The sequence below is a fragment of the Sphaerisporangium sp. NPDC088356 genome (genome assembly GCF_040685555.1).
Classification (GTDB): Bacteria; Actinomycetota; Actinomycetes; order Streptosporangiales; family Streptosporangiaceae; genus Sphaerisporangium.
Window position 1 is genome coordinate 111,918 of sequence record NZ_JBFBIK010000001.1, and the last position, 17,937, is coordinate 129,854.

Genomic DNA, 17,937 nt, shown 5'->3' on the forward strand with positions numbered 1-17,937 from the left:
CGGGCGAAGGGAGAAATCATGACGTTAAGAGCAGTAGGTGCACTCGTTCTGGCCTTCGCGGCGACAGCCGTACCGGCGGCCGGAACGGCCGCCGCGACCACGACGCCCGCCGCCCACGCGCGGCACACCGAGCACGGCATGCATTCGGACTCCGTGCGGTACGCCTCTCTCAAGAGCTGCGTGACCAAGAACAAGGAAGAGGTCCCCTGCGGCCCCTGGCAGCTCCACCTGCACAGTGGCGAGAAGGCCAGCCTGACCGGCGCCCGGGTCCTGCCGCGCGACGCGCACGGCAAGGTCGTCAAGAACGTGCCCGCCCCGGTGGCGGTCAGCGGCGACGGTCAGTACGTCGCCTACATCCGCGAGCGTGACGATCGCCTGGTGGTACGGGAGCTCACCGGGAAGATCCACGTCATGCCGGCGGACGCGATCCCGAGGGGTACGGACATGGCCGGGGTGACCCTCGACCTGTCCCTCACGGGGGCCGCCCTGGCCGTGGAGGACGGCGACCAGAAGTTCATCCGCCTGTTCGACGTCGCGTCCGGGAAGGCACTCGGCACCATCCCCGCGCGACGGGCCTTCACGGGCTTCAGCGGGGACGAGGACGAGGTGCTCACCAGGCTGAGCACCGACGAGAACACCACGATGCTGATCACCTACGACCTCCAGGGGAACGAGCTGGCGCGCCGGGAGCCGCCGCAGGTCGTGGGGCAGGACGGCACGCTCGCGCTGCACGCCGACGGCCGTTCGGTCGCGTTCTACTCACAGGGCACGCGCACCCTGAAGGTCTACGACCTGGAGTCCGACACCGTGGTCGGGAGCACCCGCGTGCGCATGCCCGGCGACTACGCGCCTCAGATGATCGACTGGACGGGGAGCGGGGAGGTCACGGTGCACGTCCTCCGGCCCGGCGAGGGCAAGCCGGACACCATGACCGTCCTGCGGATCGATCCTGCCACCGGGGCGACCAAGGTCCGCGACTCCTACAAGATCAAGAACGCGTTCACCTTCGCGGCCTGCGGCGGCTGACAGCCCGATCAGGGCGAGGATCACCACCTCGGTGACCCCCACCAGCCCGGCGGCGGCCTGAGGTAAACGCATCGGAGATCGGCCGGATCGAGCCCTGGAGCGCCCCCGAGCCGACCCCGACGTCAGCACGCCCGGATGCGGCCCTGGGTCAGGGCCAGGCCGCATCCACCTCGGCAAACCACCCCAGAACGCCGCAGGACGGACCCGGTCAGCTGCTCTCCGACTTGACCACGTCGGCGGAGTCGGCGGGGGCCAGCTCGGGCTCGGAGGCACGGAGCCAGCGGCAGCCGTACGGGTCCAGCCGGATCTTGACCTGGCCGTCGGCGGAGATCTTCTCGGTCCCGTCGACCAGCAGATCGGTCAGCACCTGGCTGTCGTCGAGGTCGTCCAGGGTGAGCTCGAAGGAGACCTCCTCGCCGGCGAAGTTGTGCAGGGCGAGCACGGTGGCCCCGTCGATGTCCGCGCGGTGGGCGAGCACGGCGGGCTCCCCGGTGTCCAGCACCGTGCAGTCACCCCATGCCAGCTCCGGGCATCCCCTGTACTGCTCGATCAGCTTGGTGATCCACATGAGCAGGGAGCCCGGGTCGCGCCGCTGGGCACTGACGTTGACGTGCTCGGGGCCGTACTTGCCCTCGACCATGGGATTGCGGAACGACTTCGGGTCGGCGGTGGAGAAGCCGCCGTTCTTGTGCGGCGTCCACTGCATCGGCGTCCGTACGGCCTCGCGCCCCGGGACCTGGAGGTTCTCCCCCATGCCGATCTCCTCGCCGTAGAAGAGCACAGGGGTGCCCGGCAGGGAGAAGAGCAGGCTGTAGACCATCTTGATCTTCCGCTGGTCGCCGTCCAGCATGGGCGGGAGGCGGCGGCGCAGGCCCCGGCCGTACAGCTGCATGTCCTTGTCGGGGCCGAACGCCTTGAAGACCTCCTGGCGTTCCGCCTCGGTGAGCTTGTCCAGCGTCAGCTCGTCGTGGTTGCGGACGAACGTGGCCCAGTGGCTGTCCTTCGGCGGGACCGGGCGCTCCTTGAGCGAGTCCGCGAGCGGGCTCGCGTCGCCCCGGGCGAGCGAGAGGTACATGCGCTGCATGCCGATGAAGTCGAAGCACATCGTGACCTCGTCACCGAGATCGTTGCCGAAGTACTTCAGCAGGTCCGGGTATTCGAGGTTGACCTCGCCGAGGAGCGCGGCGCTGCCGTCCCTGCGGTTCATGAACGCCCGCATGTCGCGCAGGAATTCGTGGACGTCGGGAAGCTTGCCGTCCTGCCCCTCGCTCTCCGCCTTCTTGGGGTCCTTCTTCTTCGCCGACTCCTCCTTGGCGGATTCCTCCTTCTTGGAGACGTCCTCCACCAGGAACGGGACGGCGTCGACGCGGAATCCGGAAAGCCCGAGCTCCATCCAGAACCCGAGGATCCGCGCGATCTCGTCACGGACCTCGGGGTTGGCGACGTTGAGGTCGGGCTGGAAGCGGTAGAAGCGGTGGTAGTAATACTGCTCGCTGCCCTTGTCGTACTCCCAGAGGCTCTTCTCCTTGTCGGGGAAGACCACGCCCTTGGGGTCGTCGGGCTCGGGGGTGTCGGACCAGATGTACCAGTCGCGGTAGCGCGAGTCGCGGGCGGACCTCGCGTCCTTGAACCACGGATGCTCGTCGGAGGTGTGGTTGACGACCAGGTCGGCGATGACGCGGATCCCGCGGTCGCGCGCCGTGCGCATGAACTCGACGAACTCCCCGAGCGTGCCCAGCCGGGGGTCCACGGAGTAGAAGTCCGTGATGTCGTACCCGTCGTCACGGTCGGGGCTCGGGAAGAACGGCATCAGCCAGATGCAGGTCACTCCGAGCCGTTCGAGGTGGTCGATGTGCTCGGTGGCGCCGCGGAAGTCGCCTATGCCGTCGCCGTTGCCGTCGGCGTAGGTCTCGACGTCGAGGCAGTAGACGACGGCGTTCTTCCACCACAGGTCTGAGGTATAGGTGAGTCTCACCCGCCCGCCTCTACCCCAAGGGCGGGCAAACTATCGGCCACGGCGGAACCGGGAGTGAGGTGTCACCCCGTAAAAGCTTTAGGGCCCGTACCGGTGATGCGGTACGGGCCCAGATGAGAAAGGCTGTCGTCAGATGACGGTAACCTGCTCGGCCTGCGGGCCCTTGGCCCCCTGCACGGTCACATAGGTGACTCGCTGGTTCTCATCCAGGCTGCGGTAGCCACCGGAGGTGATCGCCGAGTAGTGGACGAACACATCGGCAGTACCGTCGTCCGGAGCGATGAAGCCAAAGCCCTTTTCGGCGTTGAACCACTTGACGGTGCCTTCAGACAACTCTGCTTCTCCTTGTTAGGAGCCTTCACCGCGCCGCCAAGTCGGCGGAACGGGGCTGCGTAGCGGACCATACCCTGCATCCACGAAACCGCTGAAGAAGCAGAACGACCGCTGTCAGGAAACTTCCCGCGGGCGCTTTTAAGGAAAAGACGTTCGAGGAAACTACGACTGCAACACGGTCGAGCCTACCGGCTGTCTCGCCGAATCACAAACGAATCACGCGTGTCGCGAGCCGCTCGCGCATATGCACCTGGGAGAGCACAAAAAATACCGATATTTCGCTACATAGAGTGACATGGGGCGAGTCGAGCGAGGAAGCACACGGCCGGGTCAGGAGTCCTCCCGGAGCACCCGCTGGGCGACGCCGAAGGCCGCGTTCGCCGCCGGAACGCCGCAGTAGACGGCCGTCTGGAGCAGCACTTCCTTGATCTCGTCGGGAGTGAGCCCGTTGCGCAGCGCCGCCCGCACGTGCATGGCCAGCTCGTCCATATGGCCGCGGGCCACCAGGGCCGTGAGCGTGACGCAGCTCCGCGTCCTGCGGTCGAGCCCGGGCCGCGTCCAGATCTCCCCCCAGGCGTACCGGGTGATGAAGTCCTGGAAGTCGGCCGTGAAGTCGGTCGCGGCGGCCAGGGCCTGTTCGACGTGGGCGTCGCCGAGCACCTCTCGCCGCACCTTGATGCCCCTGCCGTGGCCGAGGAACCGCGATATCAGCCCGGACACGACGTCCGCGTGCTCCAGGTTGGCCAGGTGGGCCGCCTCGGCGACCACGGCCAGGCGCGCGTTGGGAATGCCCTCGACGAGGGTCTCGGCGTGCTCCACGGGGGTCGAGGGGTCCTGGTCGCCCGCGATCACCAGGGTGCGCGCCGTGATCCGCTGCAGCCGGTCGCGCAGGTCGAAGGCCGAGATCGCCTCGCAGGCGAGCGCGTAGGACTCCGGGTCGGCGCCGAGCAGCGTCGTCTGCACCGGCTCGGCCAGCTCCGGGTCGACCCCCAGCGTGAACCACCGGGCGGTCACGATGCCCGCCAGCCACGCCATCCCCTCGGCCCGTACCCGCGCCGCCCGTTCGTGCCACGACGCCGGGTCGCCGAACCGCGCCGAGGTGCAGCAGAGCACGAGGTCGGAGATCCGCTCGGGGGCCAGCGCCGCGACGGTCATCGCGACGGCCCCGCCAAGGGAAACCCCGCCCACGGCGAAGCGCTCGGTGTCCGCGAGGGCGAGGACGTCCCTGGCCAGGTCCTCGATGGAGAACTCGCCCTTGGCCGCAGGAGAGGCGCCGTGGCCCGGCAGGTCGTAGCGGAGCACCCGCCACGAACGGCTCAGCTCGGCCATCTGGGGCTTCCACAGGTGCCTCGTGGTGCCGAGCGAGGGCCCCAGCACCAGCAGCGGCCCGTCATCCGGCCCGGTCACCTCGTAGCGCAACTCCATGTCGTCTCCCCTCGTCCTGCGATCGACCGTACCGGCCGGCCGCTCCGTCGCTCACACGGCCGCGCGGTACGCCTCCAGCGCGCGGTCGACGAGGTCCCCGGACGCGCCGAGCCCCCCGGTCAGCTCGCCGGTGACGGCGAGGTTCGCGCGCATGCGCCCGGGGGAGACCTCCAGGCCGGCGCAGAGCTCGGCGGCCAGCTCCGCCGCGCCTCCGGCGAGGCGCAGGCACTCGCGGAACGGCGCCCACTCGGCGTGCCAGGCTCCGGTCGCCCGCTCGTGCTCCGACACGAGCGACGACTGGAGGATCTGGGCGAGGGCGGGCACCTGCGAGGCGGCCGACCGGATGAGGATGGACAGCACGGGGTTGCGCTTGTGCGCCATCGCCGACGATCCTCCCCGTCCGGGAGCCGCCGGCTCGGCCACCTCCCCCACCTCGTTCTGTGTCAGCAGGACGACATCGCCCGCGATCTTCCCGAGCGCCCCCGCCGTCGTGGCCAGCGCCGCGCCGAGCCCCGCCACCGCCGTCCTGCGCGAGTGCCACGGCAGTACGGCTCGCGCCAGGCCGAGCTCGTCGGCGAAGACGTCCATCAGCCCGGCCGGGCCGAGACCTTCGAGCGTGCCCGCGGCCCCGCCGAGCTGGGCGGGGAGCCGCGCCTCGCGCAGGACGGACCTGGCGTCGAGGACCAGCAGGAGCCAGCCCGACGCCTTGAGGCCGAACGTCACCGGCACGGCGTGCTGCCCGAGGGTGCGCCCGGCCATCGGGGTCTGCCGATGCTCGGCGGCGAGGCGGGCCAGGGCGTCGAGCGTGCGGCCGAGGTCTGCCATGATCACCTCGCGTGCCCGCGCGGCCATCAGCATGAGCGCCGAGTCCACAATGTCCTGACTTGTCGCCCCCCGGTGGATAAATCCGCTCAAGGAGTCGTCGGCGGCGCGCAGCTCCGCCAGCATCGGCACCACGGGATTCCCCGCGCCCCGCGCCCGGCGCGCCAGCTCCACCACGTCGATCTCGATCTTGCCGCACAGCTCGGTGATCGCCTCCGCCACCGGCGACGGCACGATGCCGAGGCGTGCCTGCGCCCGGGCCAGCGCGGCCTCGGCGTCGAGCATGCCCCGCAGGAACGCCTGGTCGCAGGTCACCGCCTCCACGGCCGCGCCCGCCCGTACAGGCGAGAGAAGCCCCGCGTCCAACGGAAAGCCGGAGATCACCCTGCCTCCTGCCTGCTCGAAAACGGCACCAAAGACACAATGGCCATTTTGCCTGGTTTGCCTGGTTTACAATCAGGCGGGTTCGGCGAGGTACCAGCGGGCCTGGCCGTCACCGCGCGTGAGCGAGTCGAGCCGGCGCGGCAGCTCCTTGCGGGAGAACGGGTCACGGGTCGCGTTGCGGATGTGGATGCCGACGGCGTACATGTCCCTGATCTCCATGAGCGTCGGGTAGCCGTGCCAAGCCCGCAGGTCGGAGCCGTAGGCCCCGGCGAAGTCGTCGACATCGGCCGCCGTCAGGCCGAACCGCCGCTGCCCGTGGTAGGTGTGCACCAGGTCCCACTCGCGGCGGCCCACGGCGACCCCGTCCCAGTCGCACAGCACGGCGTGGCCGTCCTGGCAGCGCAGCAGGTTGTCGATCCACGCGTCCCCGTGCAGCAGCACCGGCGGCTCGGCCGTGTCCAGCTCCGCCCACCGCGTGGTCAGCTCCGCCACCCGGTCGCGCAGCCACGCCCGCTGGCACGGCGTGAGCACCTCCTTGCGGTGCTCCACCGAGTCGCGCACCTCCGCCAGCGGGTCGGAGAGCCGCTTCAGCGGGAACGGCGGCACCGGGAGCAGGTGGAGGCTGCGCAGGATGTTCCCGAGCTGCGTGGTCGTCGGCCTGCCGCTCGCGGGAACGTAGTGCCAGAAGGTCACCACGCGCCCGTCGTACACCAGCGGCTGCTCGCACAGCTCGTCGGCCGGGCGCACCGTGGGGAAGCCCTGGTCGGCGAGCCACCTCGCCACGGCCAGCACGACGGGCAGGCGGGTGAGGGCGTCCGGCGCGGTGGCGATGCGGACCACGATCTCGTCACGGAGCTTGAAGACGGCGTTGCTCCGCACGCGGAGCAACTGCGCATCCCGGGCATCGAGGCCGACGCTCTCGCACACCTCCACGAGGATCGCGGCGGCCTCGTCCGCCAGCATGCTCATGGACGTTCCAGCGCGAGCTGCGGGCCCGCCTCCGCCAGCAGGTCGTGTAAATGTCGCGCGGCGGGCGTGCGCCGCTCCCCGCGCGGGACGATGGACAGCAGGGCGCGGGCGCGGGTGACGACGATCGAGGTGCGGTGCTCCGGCGGCACCTGGGTCAGGGCCTGCTCGGCCAGCCGGCAGGCCTCGTCGAACCCGCCGTCCCTGGCGACGTGCGCCGCCTGGTCGAGCAGCACGAGCGCCGGGTCGATCGTGTAGGGGCTGGAGGGCCGTGAGATCCACTCCTGCACCTGCTCGGCCTCGCCCAGCTCGATGAGCGTGCCCATGCGGTAGAACTGCAGCCGCCGCTCGGAGAAGCGGAACGCCAGGTGGTCGGCCCCTTCGCGCGGCATGCGGGAGAAGATGCGCTCCGCCTCGGCCAGCGCGACGCGGGCGGCCTGGTGATCGCCCATGCGCGCCAGCGCCCTCGCCTCGGCGGCCGCGCCGAGCGCCGCGGGCGAACTTGGAGCGCTCCCGGCCAGCATCCGGGCTTCGCGCGCGAGCCGTACGGTCTCGGTGAGGTCGCCGTAGTAGTACGGCAGCATGGCCTCCTGCGCACGCACGAGGGCGCGCAGCCTGACCTCTCCCATGTCGTCGGAGGCCGCCCGCGCGGTGCCGTACCAGGCGTGGGCCTGACGGGTGTCGCCGAGCTTCATGAGCGCGTCGGCCGAGAGCAGGGCCAGCATGGTCGTGGCGTTCAGCAGGCGGCGCTGGGTGACGGCGGGCTGCCGGGAGGACACGAGCCTGCGTACGTCGGCGATCTCCAGCATCAGCCGGTAGAGCATCGGCAGCGGAGCGCTCTTGATGTACTCACGGCGGTAGCGCAGGACCTGCTCGTCGAGCCGGTCGAGCTGGTCCTCGCTCATCGTGCCGGTGGCCAGCGTGCGGTCCATGTCCTGGCGGGTGCGCTCGACCTCGGCCAGCAGGCGGCCGTTGAGGGGAAGCCCGGAGCTCAGCAGGGCGTGGTGGAAGAGTGCGCGGCGCTCGGCCTCGTCGTCGGGGTCCAGCGTGGGGACGCGGGAGTGAGGGAGGGCGTCCTCGGCCGGGACGGCGTGGGCCGGGGTGACGACCACGACGTTCGGGCTGTCACCGTCGTCGCAGTAGTCGGCGGCCAGGCCGAGGCGCACGGCGTTGGCGGAGTAGAGCCGGGCGATCTGGTCGATCGTCTGCGGCCGGGGACGCGCACGGTTGTTCTCCCAGGCGTTCAGCAGGTCGATGCTGGCCCGGGGCAGGCCGAGCGAGTGGGTCTCGCAGAGCCGCTCCAGCTCCTCGATCGCCTGGCGCGCCGACCACCCGCGTGCGAGGCGGTGCGCCTTGAGAAGGCTGACGCCACAGCAGCCGTTGATGGCCTGGGCCGTCTGCCATGGGCTCCACTGCCGGGCCACGGCCTGCTCCCTCCAGCGCCGCGCGCACGCTGGGGAATGCTCTCCACGGGCCATTTCCGCCCTCCGCCACTGGAGTGTTCCGCCTTACGGATGTTTCCCAGATGTTAACCAGCCAGCACCTAAAGACCTACAGCGTTATGGGACTGATGCCTGGGGCATCCGCGTGGTTTCCACGTAAACCTGGGCTCTGACCGACGGTATTCCACTTATCAGTGGATTTGCTCTGATTGCCGGTCGGCGCTCACGGGTTCAGTCTGGTCCCCAACCGGTCCCACCTTGTCCCCGCTGGAGACCACCATGAAGACGGCAGAACCAAGCATCCAGTCGGCCGAGGCCATCGACCACCTGGAGCGACTCGCCGCGCAGTTGGAGGCCCACGCCTTCCAGGTGCGCCTCACGGCGCGCACCGGACTCTATCCGCGCCTCCGTGTGATCAATCCGATGGCCCCGGCCGTCACCGAAGACGTGCTCGCCGCCAACGCCGCCGACGGCGAGTGGTGGTTCTGGCTGTCGTGGGCCGGCCGCATCGGCCACGCCTCCGACATCGTCACGGCGGCGGAGCGCATCGCCAGCGTCCTGCACGTCATCCGGCGCTGACCTCTCCGACGCGGTTCCCGTACGGCTCGCGCACGGCATCGTGCTACGGCTCGTGCACGGCATGACCCGCGAGCCGTACGCGTGCGGCCTAGAAATGGGTGTTCGGGCGGTCCTGCAGGACGCCGTCGACGTAGGTGTCGACCTTCTCGTTGTAGAAGGCGACCAGCCCCGCGATCTTCTGCGACTCCAGGAGAGGCGTCCGGTAGGACCAGACGATGTCCTTGTTCTCGTCCCTGCCGCCCACCGACCAGTACTCCGCCTGCCCCTTGTACGGGCAGTGCGTCACCGTGTCGGTGTGCTCCAGCAGGTCGAAGCGGACATCGGTCTTCGGGAGGTAGTACCTCGGCGGCAGGCCGGTCTCGAACAGGATGCGCGCCCCGCGCGAGTCCGCGACCGTCACCCCGTCCACCTCGACGCGCACGTGCCGCTGGCTCGCCAGGATGTCCACCCGGGTGTACGGGTCACGGGCGTGGACGTAGACCTCCTCGTCCTCCTCGAACCAGGCGTCCATGGCGGACCACTCGAACCGTACCCTGCCCTTGAGCTCCTCGATGGGCGAGTCGCCGTAGACGGTGGCGGCGCCGGATCGGTCCTCGATGTCGTAGACGTCGCCGTCGCCCCTGCTGGGCGAGTGGTCGGTCCGCCCCGTCGCCGTGAGGCGTTCCATGTCGACGTCGTCCGTCGGGAAGTAGTACGTCGGGTAGTAGGGGATCTCCCACACCAGCAGTGCGCTGGAGGTGTCGGCCACCGGCCGCCCTCCGATGTACGCGCGGACACGCTTGGCGGTGGGCTCAACCTTCACCCGGCCACGCTTGGTCGGCTCCATGGTCCGGGCTAACCGAGGAGCCGCGACCCCTATTCCCGATTTGCCGGTATGTCGGGCCGTCGTCCAAGCTGGGTGGGTGGCGCCCAAGAAGATCATCATCGACTGCGATCCCGGCATCGACGACACGCTGGCGATCACGCTCGCACACGGGAGCCCGGCCCTTTCGATCGTCGGCATCACGACGGTCGGCGGCAACGTCAACCTCGCCTACACGACCGGCAACGCGCTGCGGCTGCGGGAGTTCCTCGGCTTCCCCGGCGTCCCGGTGACGGCCGGCAGCGCGGGCGCCCTGCTGCGTACCCCGGTGGACGCGGCCGACGTCCACGGCCGGCTCGGCCTCGGCGAGGCCCGGCTGCCCGAGGCCACCCTCCCGCCCCGCGACGGGCACGCCGCCGACTTCATCATCGAGACGCTCAGGGCCGCCCCCGGCGAGATCACCCTGGTCGCGATCGGCCCGCTCACCAACGTTGCCCTGGCCCTGCTCAAGGAGCCGAGGATCGCCGAGTGGGCGCGCGAGTTCGCGATCCTCGGCGGCTCGTACACCCGCGGCAACTACTCCCCCGCCGCCGAGTTCAACATCGCCGCCGACCCCGAGGCCGCCGCCGTCGCGTTCGGCGCGGGATGGACGGTGACGATGCTCGGCCTGGACGTGAGCCGCCAGGCCCTCGCCGTCGGGAAGGTGGTCGACCGCATGCGGGCCATGGGCAGGCTCGGCGCCGACCTGCTCGTGCCCTGCGTGGAGTTCTACGGCATGGTCACCGCCGACGAGGGCCCCGCGATCCACGACGCCTGCACGATCGCGTACCTGATCGACCCCTCGCTGGTCACGCTGGAACCCGCCGTGGTCCAGGTCGAGACGGCCGGCCGGTTCACCTCGGGGATGACCGTGACCGACTTCAACCTCGCCGGCCGCGAGCCCAACGCCCTGGTGGGCACCTCGCTCGACGTGTCCCGCTTCTGGGACCTTGTCCTGAACGTGTACGAGGACGTCGCGCGGCAGATCGGCTAGCCCGGGGCGCGTTAGGGGCGGATCGGTGGCGTGGCCGGGACGCTTCCTGGGAGCATGCCGTGCCATGGGGAAAAAGCGGCGGTGGCCGATCGCGATCACCTGCCTGGCTCTGGTGACGGCCTGCGGAGGCGGCCGTCCCGCGACACCGGCGACGAACCCTCCCACCGGCCCCGCACCGAGCCGTGCCTCCACCGCCTCCACCACCTCCACCACCCCCGCCGCCAGCGCGACGGGCGAGACGGTGGTCTCACCCAGGTGGAAGCCCGTCACGGGCGCGAAGCTCGAAGGGAGCGCGGCGCTCCTCGACGTGGCGGCGACCGGCCCGCGCGACGCCTGGGCGGTGGGCTACAAGGACAGCGCCGAGGACAGGGAGGGCGTCCCGGCCCTCCAGCACTGGGACGGCACGCGCTGGACCCAGACGGCGGTCTCCCCTTCGGACGCCTGGCATCTGGTCGGCGTCAGCGCGGGCGGCCCCGCCGACGTGTGGATCGTCGGTAATGCCGAGAACGCCTACGCCGCGCACTGGGACGGCGGCGACTGGACCGGGTGGCATCCGTTCGGGGTGGCCGACGACTACCTCCTGTCCGACGTCGCCACCACCGGAGGGCACGCCTGGCTCGTCGGCCGCACCCCCTCGCAAGGGGTGATCATGGAATGGAAGGGACGGGGATTCCGCAACGCCCTGCGCGCCGACGGGTACTTCACGGCGGTCACCGCCAAGCCCGGCCACGTATGGGCGGTCGGCGCCGACGCCCCGCCCGGCACCCCCGGCACGCCGATGGTCTGGCACGGCACCGCCGTGTCGGGGCCCGACATCCAGTCCTGGCAGCGCGGCCGGACACCCGAGATCGCCGGAGGCGTCCTGCGCAGGGTCTGGATGGTCACACCGTCCGACGTGTGGGCGGTAGGCAGCGTGTCGCCCCCGGGCGGCACGGCGGAGGTCCCGCTCGTCCTCCACTGGGACGGCGCCTCGTGGCAGCAGGTCCAGATCCCGATCGCCCGGGGGAAACTCGACGGGGTCACCGCCTCCGCGTCGGACGACGTGTGGATCAGCGGCATCGACGCCGACCACTCGGGCCAGGTGCTCTTCCTCCACTTCGACGGCCAGAAGTGGACACCGTCGTACGGCCCGCTGCTGCGACGGGAGCGGGCGGACCAGCAGTACCCGGAGTCCGACGACATCGGCAGGACGGGCATCACCCGGGTTCCCGGCTCCTCCCGGCTGTGGGCCGTGGGCTCGGTGGGCTGGGGAGACGCGGAGGACGACTTCATCCTCCGCCACGACTGACCGGTCGTCCCATTCGTCCGGATTTAATGGAGGGGCGAGAACGGACGGCACTTGGCAGCATGTCGGGCATGACCGAACCGAACTTCCCCCGCCAGTTCGCCCGTACCCGACGATTCAGCCTGGGCGTGCCCCGCAGGTTCAGCGTCTCGCCCGGCGGCGACCGGGTGGCGTTCCTCAGGTCGCGAGGCGGGGACGATCCCGTGACGTGCCTGTGGACGCTCGACGTCGAGACCGGCGAGGAGCGGCTCGTCGTCGATCCCCTCACGCTGCACGAGGGGGCCGAAGAGGTGCCCGAGGAGGAGAAGGCCCGCCGCGAGCGGTCACGCGAGCAGTCCGCCGGGGTCGTCGACTACGCCACCGACGCCCGAGGAGACCTCACCGCGTTCACCCTCTCGGGCCGCCTGTTCACCGCCCGCCTCGATCAGCCGGTGAGCGCGGTCCGCGAGCTTGACGTGCGCGGGCCGGTGGTCGATCCCCGCCCGGACCCCTCGGGGACGCGCATCGCGTACGTCGCGCGGGGCGCGCTACGGGTCGCCGACGGCGGCGGTGACCGGGCGCTGGCGGAGCCCGACGGACCGGAGGTCGTGTACGGGCTGGCCGAGCACGTCGCGGCCGAGGAGATGGGCCGGGCTCACGGGTACTGGTGGGCGCCCGACGGCTCGCGCCTGCTCGTCGCACGGGTCGACACCTCCCCGGTGCAACGGTGGTGGATCTCGGATCCCGCCAACCCGGCGAGCCCGCCCCGGCAGATCGCCTATCCCGCCGCCGGCACGGCCAACGCGGACGTCTCCCTGTGGCTGATCGCACTCGACGGCTCGCGGGTGCCCGTCGAGTGGGATCGGGCCGCGTTCGAGTACGTCGTCGCGGTGCGCTGGGGGGCGGACCTCCTGGTGTCGGTGCAGAGCCGCGACCAGCGGATCATGCGGCTCCTGGAGGTCGACCCGGAGACCGGGGCCACCACGGTCCGCCGTGAGGACCACGACGCCGCGTGGGTGGAGATCGTGCCGGGCCTGCCCGCGCTCACCGCGTCCGGCGAGCTCGTATCGGCCGAGGACCACGACGAGACGCGGCGCCTGCTCGTCGACGGCGAGCCGGTGACCCCGCCCGGCCTCCAGCTACGGGAGGTACTGGACGTCGACGGCGACACGATCCTGTTCACCGCTTCTGAGGAGTCCACTGAAGTCCACCTGTGGACCTGCTCCCCGGCCGGCGGGCTCCAGCGGCTCAGCGATGAGCCCGGCGTGTACGGCGGGCGGCTGTCCGGTGGGACCACGGTGGTGACCGCGCGGTCGCTCGCCCACCACGGGACGCTGGTGACCGTCCACCGCCACGGGAAGCCGGTCGCCGAGATCGTCTCCCACGCCGAGAAGCCCGTGCTCACGCCCCGGGTCGAGCTGATGCGGGCCGGCGAGCGCGAGCTGCGTACGGCCGTGCTGCTGCCGTCCTGGCACGAGCCGGGTTCCGGGAAGCTTCCCGTGCTCATGGACCCCTACGGCGGACCGGGCCTCCAGCTCGTGGTCGCCGCCCGCAGCTGGACGTTCCTGGTCTCCCAGTGGTTCGCCGAGCAGGGGTTCGCGGTGGTCGTCGCCGACGGCCGCGGCACTCCCGGCCGGGGGCCCGCGTGGGAGAAGACGATCCGGGGCGACGTCGCCGCCCCGGTGCTGGACGACCAGGTGTCGGCGCTGCACGCGGCGGCCGAACGGTATCCCGACCTCGATCTGTCACGGGTGGCGATCAGGGGCTGGTCGTTCGGGGGCTTCCTCGCGGCGCTTGCCGTGCTGCGGCGCCCCGACGTCTTCCACGCCGCCGTCGCCGGAGCCGCCCCCACCGACCAGCGGCTCTACGACACCCACTGGAAGGAACGCTTCCTCGGCCACCCGGACGAGGAGCCGGACAACTACACGCGCAACTCGATCATCCACGAGGCGGCCAACCTGCGGCGCCCCCTCATGCTGATCCAGGGGCTGGCCGACGACAACGTGATCGCCGCCCACACCCTGCGGTTCTCCGCCGCCCTGACGGCCGCCGGCCGCCCGCACACGGTCCTCCCCCTACCGGGCGTGACCCACATGACCCCGCAGGAAGCCGTCGCCGAGAACCTCCTCCACCTCCAGGCCGACTTCCTGAAACGCTCGCTCGGCATGTGACCGACACCGGCGGGCGCCAACCCGGGGTACGTCGACGGCGTCATCAGCCTGCTGACGTACAGCGACAGAGCGAGCGACCCTCGGTAATCGGATCACTCCCTTCCCGAGGACATCGACCGGTCACCTCGGTAGCATTGGCTAACGAGGTGACCGGCCGAAAGGGAGGTGACGCGTGGCTGTCGATCGGTTCTCAACTCCGCTGTACGGCGTCGCCGAAGCCGCGTCTTATCTTTCTGTTCCGCCATCGACACTGAGCACCTGGGCTTACGGCTACGAACGCGGGTCTGTCCACGGTAAACCGGTGGATCACCGCAAAGCGCCCTGACCGCCGCCACGAACCAGCGCTCCCCTTCGTCGGGCTGGCGGAAGGATACGCGCTTGCCGCCTTCCGGCACTCCGGCCTACCTCTACAGCGCGTCCGGCCAGCGATTGACGCCTTGAAACGCGAGCTCGGTGTCGAGTACGCCCTGGCCAGCCGCCGCCTCTACACCGACGGCGCAGAAGTCCTGTACGACTTCGCAGAGCACGCTGGAGACACCGCTCTTGCCGATATCAGTCGCCGCGACCCGCTCGATGAGCTCCAGCGACTCGTTGGTCTCCTGCACCCTTGGTCCTCGTCTTCTCCCGCGGCAGACAGGTGGGTGGTTGCCCGGGGAGCCGTTAGGGGGAATCAAGAGCCGGGCTCTCGTGCTCGAAGCAACAATCCAGGGCCCCTCGGGCAGCTCCGGCGTCAGACTGAAAACCGCCTCGACCAAGCACCAGGCGGACTCGACGTCGGCGGGCAACCACCCCCGATTTTCACCCCCGCAGGGCGTACGCGCAGCCACATCAAGGACTGAAAGCGGAAGGTCGGCGGTTTGATCCTGGCCCGCCCGCGATCACTGTTGTCCGGGCCTAGCCGCGCCTACTGTGCTCATTGACACCCGAGGGAGACGCATCACGCGGCTAGCTAGATGGGCGTCCGACCCATGCCAGGTGCCGCTCCGCGACAAAGACCGTGCGGTCGTCATCCTCACGGCCGCTGGATAATAAATAGCCGGTCAAGAGCCGCCGCCGAGTTATTCGAGCACCTCAGGCAACGTCAGCAATCGTCTCGGCGCGTCATCGCACACCGTCTCGACTGGTGATTTCGGCGATAGTCGGCGGAAGCTGTCGGGGGATAATGGTGGCAACCTTGCCTGTAGATTCCGATCCGAGACCAGTTCGGGGCGCGATTGTAAGCGAATTTTCCCGATTCAGGATGGACTTGTGCAGCCTATCAAGCTGGTCGGATGGCTCCAGGCCAAGTTCCTCTCTGAGGATGGCCCGGATTTCCTGGAATGATTCAAGGGCGTCTGCTTGCCGGGCTGACCTGTACAGGGCGAGCATGTGCAACGCTCTCAGCGACTCGCGCAGTGGGTAAGCTCTGACGAGCTCACTCAGCTCGGCTACGAGTTCGTGATGCCGATCGAGTTTGAGCTCAAGCTCGATACACTCTTCGGTGGTCCTGATTCGTTCCTCTTCAAGCCGAATCGCCATCGTTCTGACCACCCCGCTCTCGACGTCTGAGGCGACCGCCGTGCCGCGCCAAAGCGCGAGCGCGGCACGAAGCTCGGCTGCTGCATCCCTAATCTTTCCGGCAGCAGCTAGCTCCCGGCCGGAGTTGATCATCCGGCGGAACACGGCAGAGTCGAGCGACTCGGTGGGAATATGGATGGTATAGCCTACCAGGCTGGTGACGATCACATGGTCGTCGCCGAATTTCCGCAGCTGACGCCGCATGGCAGATATGCAGGTCTGGATCTGGCCCTTGGCGGTGACGGGTGGATCCTCTCCCCATATCCCCTCAGTGATCCGGTCGAGCGATACGAGATTTCCTACCTGCATGAGTAGCATCGCTAATATGGTTCGCTGGCGGCCGTTCGGGAATTGTAAGGCCATTCGATCAAGTGAAACATCCAGCGAACCAAGGATCCTGAAATGCATAACACGAAGCCTTTTCGACTTGATGGACACGAGGTGGAAAATTCCGCGTTTTGGCCGATAGTCCCGTGGTCGCCCGGCAGATGCGACGGTCCTCCCCATCGTCGCGGTTCGTTGAAGGGGCGGTGGGGCCTGGGGAGAGTGAGCCGTCGACACCGCGGGAGCGTGTGCCAGGTCCCCGCTCGCCAGTAGCCGAACTCGAATTCGGCCCGGTATTTCGTGTTGCCTTTTCCGTGGTGTGTGAGTGCTCGCCAGAATGCGGTCACACCGAAAAACGCGTACACCCCCTGAACGACACCGCCAATGGGCCGGGGGTCGTCGCGCCACAGCGTCAGGAAGCGTTCGCGGGAGTCACGCCGGTACATCGGTACGAGATAGCGTGGGCAGCATGGCGCCGCCGTCCCATACGGGTATGCGGGTCTCGAAGCTGAGGCCGGCCCGGATTCCCGCGGCGGCGGCCAGTGCGTGCAGATGCCCGACATGCACCCACAGTGGGCAGACACCGGTGATTCGGTTGCGCAGCAGCCGGGTCGTGTAGCCGGCCCACGCTCCGGTGTACGGATGGGCGAGCACCAGATCGAGGGTGCGGCGGGAAACCTGCTCCACCCGGTCGACTAGCTCCCAGGCGCGGTCCGGATGCGGCAGGGGACCCATGAGGTCCGGCTGCTTCTTGAGTTTCTCGTCAACCGCACGCAGCAGGAGTAGGCGCCGGCTGTGTTCGGCCTGCCGGATCCCGCGGACTACGCGAGGCGTCGCCTGCCCGTGCGCCAGTTGATCGAAGTCGCTCCGGGGAACCTTGTACGTTCGGAAGCCCAGGTCATCAAAAGGATCTTCTGCCTGCACGGCAAGCCTCCCTGCGTGATCGACTGCGACGAGCCGAGGGTCAGCCGACTCCGGTTGCGTTCGAGCAGGAGGTCTTGGTTCTGGTTGGGTCCTCGGCTTCCTCAACGACATGTGGCAGGGCCGGTCCGATTGCGGCAGGGGGTCTTCCTCGCAGCACCGTCAGTGAAACTCTACCGAGATCAAATAGCTCGGATTCGAAGGCGGGTTGGGCGTCATCGAGCGGGTTCATGTGACGAATCCCCTTTACTGGCCCGGCTGTACGAGCGCGCTATTTCCATCATGGCTCATGGTTTGCCGTTCAGGAAGGGCGCTTTTCCGTTGCGTGGTCCGGAGGGCGACAGGTCGGTGATGGCGATCGGGCGACTGGGGATCGTCGACGAGGTCGAAGACACGGAGCGCTTCCAGGTAGCGGATGAAGGGGTGGAGCGGGGAGACCCGGGCGAGGCTGGCCGGGTCTTCCTGGGTGGAGGAAATGATGGCTGGCTGCGTGGAGGCGCCTTGGGTGGCCGTTCGAGGAGTATGGCACCGCGCGGGACGTCTGGGCCGCCTGCCCCGAGGTGGAAACCGCGGCTTGCTCGGAGCGGATCGCGGCAGCGCGGCAGCGCGGATCGACTCCTGGGCGGTGTGAGCCGGAGAACGCGGTGCGGTGCGGAGTCGGTCGGCGTCAGGTGGGGCAGGATAACGATCGTGCCGGCTGGGGTGAGCACCTTGATGGTGGTGTCCGCAAGGCGTTGCTGATCGGCGCCAGCTCACCCGACGATCTCACCCGACCACGCACGGCGATTAGGGGGGTGGAGCCCGGAAAGCATCACCCTGCGGGTACCTGCCCTCACGACCTTGGACGGCACCGGAGTCAAGTCGGTTCGTGTCCGGACTCCCTGGGGCGAAAGCAACACTGTCGAGTTCGAAC

General features: G+C 69.3%; 16 protein-coding genes and 1 pseudogene. 6 read left to right on the forward strand and 11 right to left on the reverse strand.

The window, feature by feature from the left end:
- Positions 1 to 18 precede the first annotated feature (18 nt).
- The gene (locus AB0O34_RS00540) at positions 19 to 1,026 is read left to right on the forward strand and encodes a hypothetical protein (protein WP_363911025.1); all 1,008 of its coding nucleotides are present in this window, start codon (positions 19 to 21) and stop codon (positions 1,024 to 1,026) included.
- A 208-nt stretch (positions 1,027 to 1,234) separates the two neighbouring features.
- Here AB0O34_RS00540 and AB0O34_RS00545 read toward each other — a convergent pair whose 3' ends face one another.
- From AB0O34_RS00545 to AB0O34_RS00570, 6 genes are all read right to left on the reverse strand, one after another.
- The gene (locus AB0O34_RS00545; protein WP_363911027.1) at positions 1,235 to 3,001 is read right to left on the reverse strand and encodes an alpha-amylase family protein; all 1,767 of its coding nucleotides are present in this window, start codon (positions 2,999 to 3,001) and stop codon (positions 1,235 to 1,237) included.
- Positions 3,002 to 3,130: 129 nt separating this feature from the next.
- Positions 3,131 to 3,334, reverse strand: coding sequence for a cold-shock protein (locus AB0O34_RS00550; RefSeq protein ID WP_358548954.1), 204 nt, complete (start codon positions 3,332 to 3,334; stop codon positions 3,131 to 3,133).
- Positions 3,335 to 3,664: 330 nt separating this feature from the next.
- Positions 3,665 to 4,759: a 4-carboxymuconolactone decarboxylase gene (gene pcaC / locus AB0O34_RS00555; RefSeq protein ID WP_363911029.1), complete on the reverse strand. Its 1,095-nt coding sequence runs from the start codon at positions 4,757 to 4,759 to the stop codon at positions 3,665 to 3,667.
- A gap of 51 nt (positions 4,760 to 4,810) precedes the next feature.
- Entirely contained in the window at positions 4,811 to 5,965 is a 1,155-nt protein-coding gene (gene pcaB, locus AB0O34_RS00560) for a 3-carboxy-cis,cis-muconate cycloisomerase (protein WP_363911031.1), read from the reverse strand.
- Between the two features lie 72 nt (positions 5,966 to 6,037).
- Entirely contained in the window at positions 6,038 to 6,934 is an 897-nt protein-coding gene (locus AB0O34_RS00565; protein WP_363911033.1) for an aminoglycoside phosphotransferase family protein, read from the reverse strand.
- Positions 6,931 to 8,355 carry a helix-turn-helix transcriptional regulator gene (locus AB0O34_RS00570; protein ID WP_363911035.1) on the reverse strand — a complete coding sequence of 475 codons (1,425 nt, stop codon included), beginning with the start codon at positions 8,353 to 8,355 and terminating at the stop codon, positions 6,931 to 6,933. The genes AB0O34_RS00565 and AB0O34_RS00570 overlap by 4 nt, the downstream gene beginning before the upstream one ends.
- 297 nt (positions 8,356 to 8,652) lie before the next feature.
- Between AB0O34_RS00570 and AB0O34_RS00575 the strand changes: the two genes are divergently transcribed.
- Positions 8,653 to 8,952 carry a hypothetical protein gene (locus AB0O34_RS00575; protein ID WP_358560980.1) on the forward strand — a complete coding sequence of 100 codons (300 nt, stop codon included), beginning with the start codon at positions 8,653 to 8,655 and terminating at the stop codon, positions 8,950 to 8,952.
- An 88-nt stretch (positions 8,953 to 9,040) separates the two neighbouring features.
- On the opposite strand, the gene AB0O34_RS00580 is transcribed toward AB0O34_RS00575, so the two are convergent.
- Positions 9,041 to 9,754 (reverse strand): DUF427 domain-containing protein, encoded by a 714-nt coding sequence (locus AB0O34_RS00580; RefSeq protein ID WP_363911037.1) that lies wholly within the window; start codon positions 9,752 to 9,754, stop codon positions 9,041 to 9,043.
- A 100-nt stretch (positions 9,755 to 9,854) separates the two neighbouring features.
- On the opposite strand from AB0O34_RS00580, the gene AB0O34_RS00585 reads away from it, so the two are divergent.
- The 4 genes and pseudogenes from AB0O34_RS00585 to AB0O34_RS00600 form a co-directional block, all read left to right on the forward strand.
- Entirely contained in the window at positions 9,855 to 10,787 is a 933-nt protein-coding gene (locus AB0O34_RS00585; protein WP_363911039.1) for a nucleoside hydrolase, read from the forward strand.
- A 64-nt stretch (positions 10,788 to 10,851) separates the two neighbouring features.
- Entirely contained in the window at positions 10,852 to 12,075 is a 1,224-nt protein-coding gene (locus tag AB0O34_RS00590; RefSeq protein WP_363911041.1) for a hypothetical protein, read from the forward strand.
- Positions 12,076 to 12,143: 68 nt separating this feature from the next.
- Complete coding sequence (locus AB0O34_RS00595; RefSeq protein WP_363911043.1) at positions 12,144 to 14,222, forward strand: prolyl oligopeptidase family serine peptidase; 2,079 nt, start codon at positions 12,144 to 12,146, stop codon at positions 14,220 to 14,222.
- 172 nt (positions 14,223 to 14,394) lie between these two features.
- Positions 14,395 to 14,593: pseudogene (locus AB0O34_RS00600) on the forward strand (hypothetical protein); the annotation flags it as partial.
- Positions 14,594 to 14,629: 36 nt separating this feature from the next.
- On the opposite strand, the gene AB0O34_RS00605 reads toward AB0O34_RS00600, so the two are convergent.
- From AB0O34_RS00605 to AB0O34_RS00620, 4 genes are all read right to left on the reverse strand, one after another.
- On the reverse strand, positions 14,630 to 14,827 hold the full coding sequence (locus AB0O34_RS00605) for a hypothetical protein (RefSeq protein WP_363911244.1): 198 nt from the start codon (positions 14,825 to 14,827) through the stop codon (positions 14,630 to 14,632).
- Positions 14,828 to 15,323: 496 nt separating this feature from the next.
- Positions 15,324 to 16,187, reverse strand: coding sequence for an AfsR/SARP family transcriptional regulator (locus AB0O34_RS00610; RefSeq protein ID WP_363911045.1), 864 nt, complete (start codon positions 16,185 to 16,187; stop codon positions 15,324 to 15,326).
- Complete coding sequence (locus AB0O34_RS00615; RefSeq protein ID WP_363911047.1) at positions 16,100 to 16,549, reverse strand: HEXXH motif-containing putative peptide modification protein; 450 nt, start codon at positions 16,547 to 16,549, stop codon at positions 16,100 to 16,102. Before AB0O34_RS00615 ends, AB0O34_RS00610 begins: the two co-directional genes overlap by 88 nt.
- Complete coding sequence (locus tag AB0O34_RS00620) at positions 16,536 to 17,027, reverse strand: hypothetical protein (RefSeq protein WP_363911049.1); 492 nt, start codon at positions 17,025 to 17,027, stop codon at positions 16,536 to 16,538. The genes AB0O34_RS00615 and AB0O34_RS00620 overlap by 14 nt, the downstream gene beginning before the upstream one ends.
- Positions 17,028 to 17,937 lie beyond the last annotated feature (910 nt).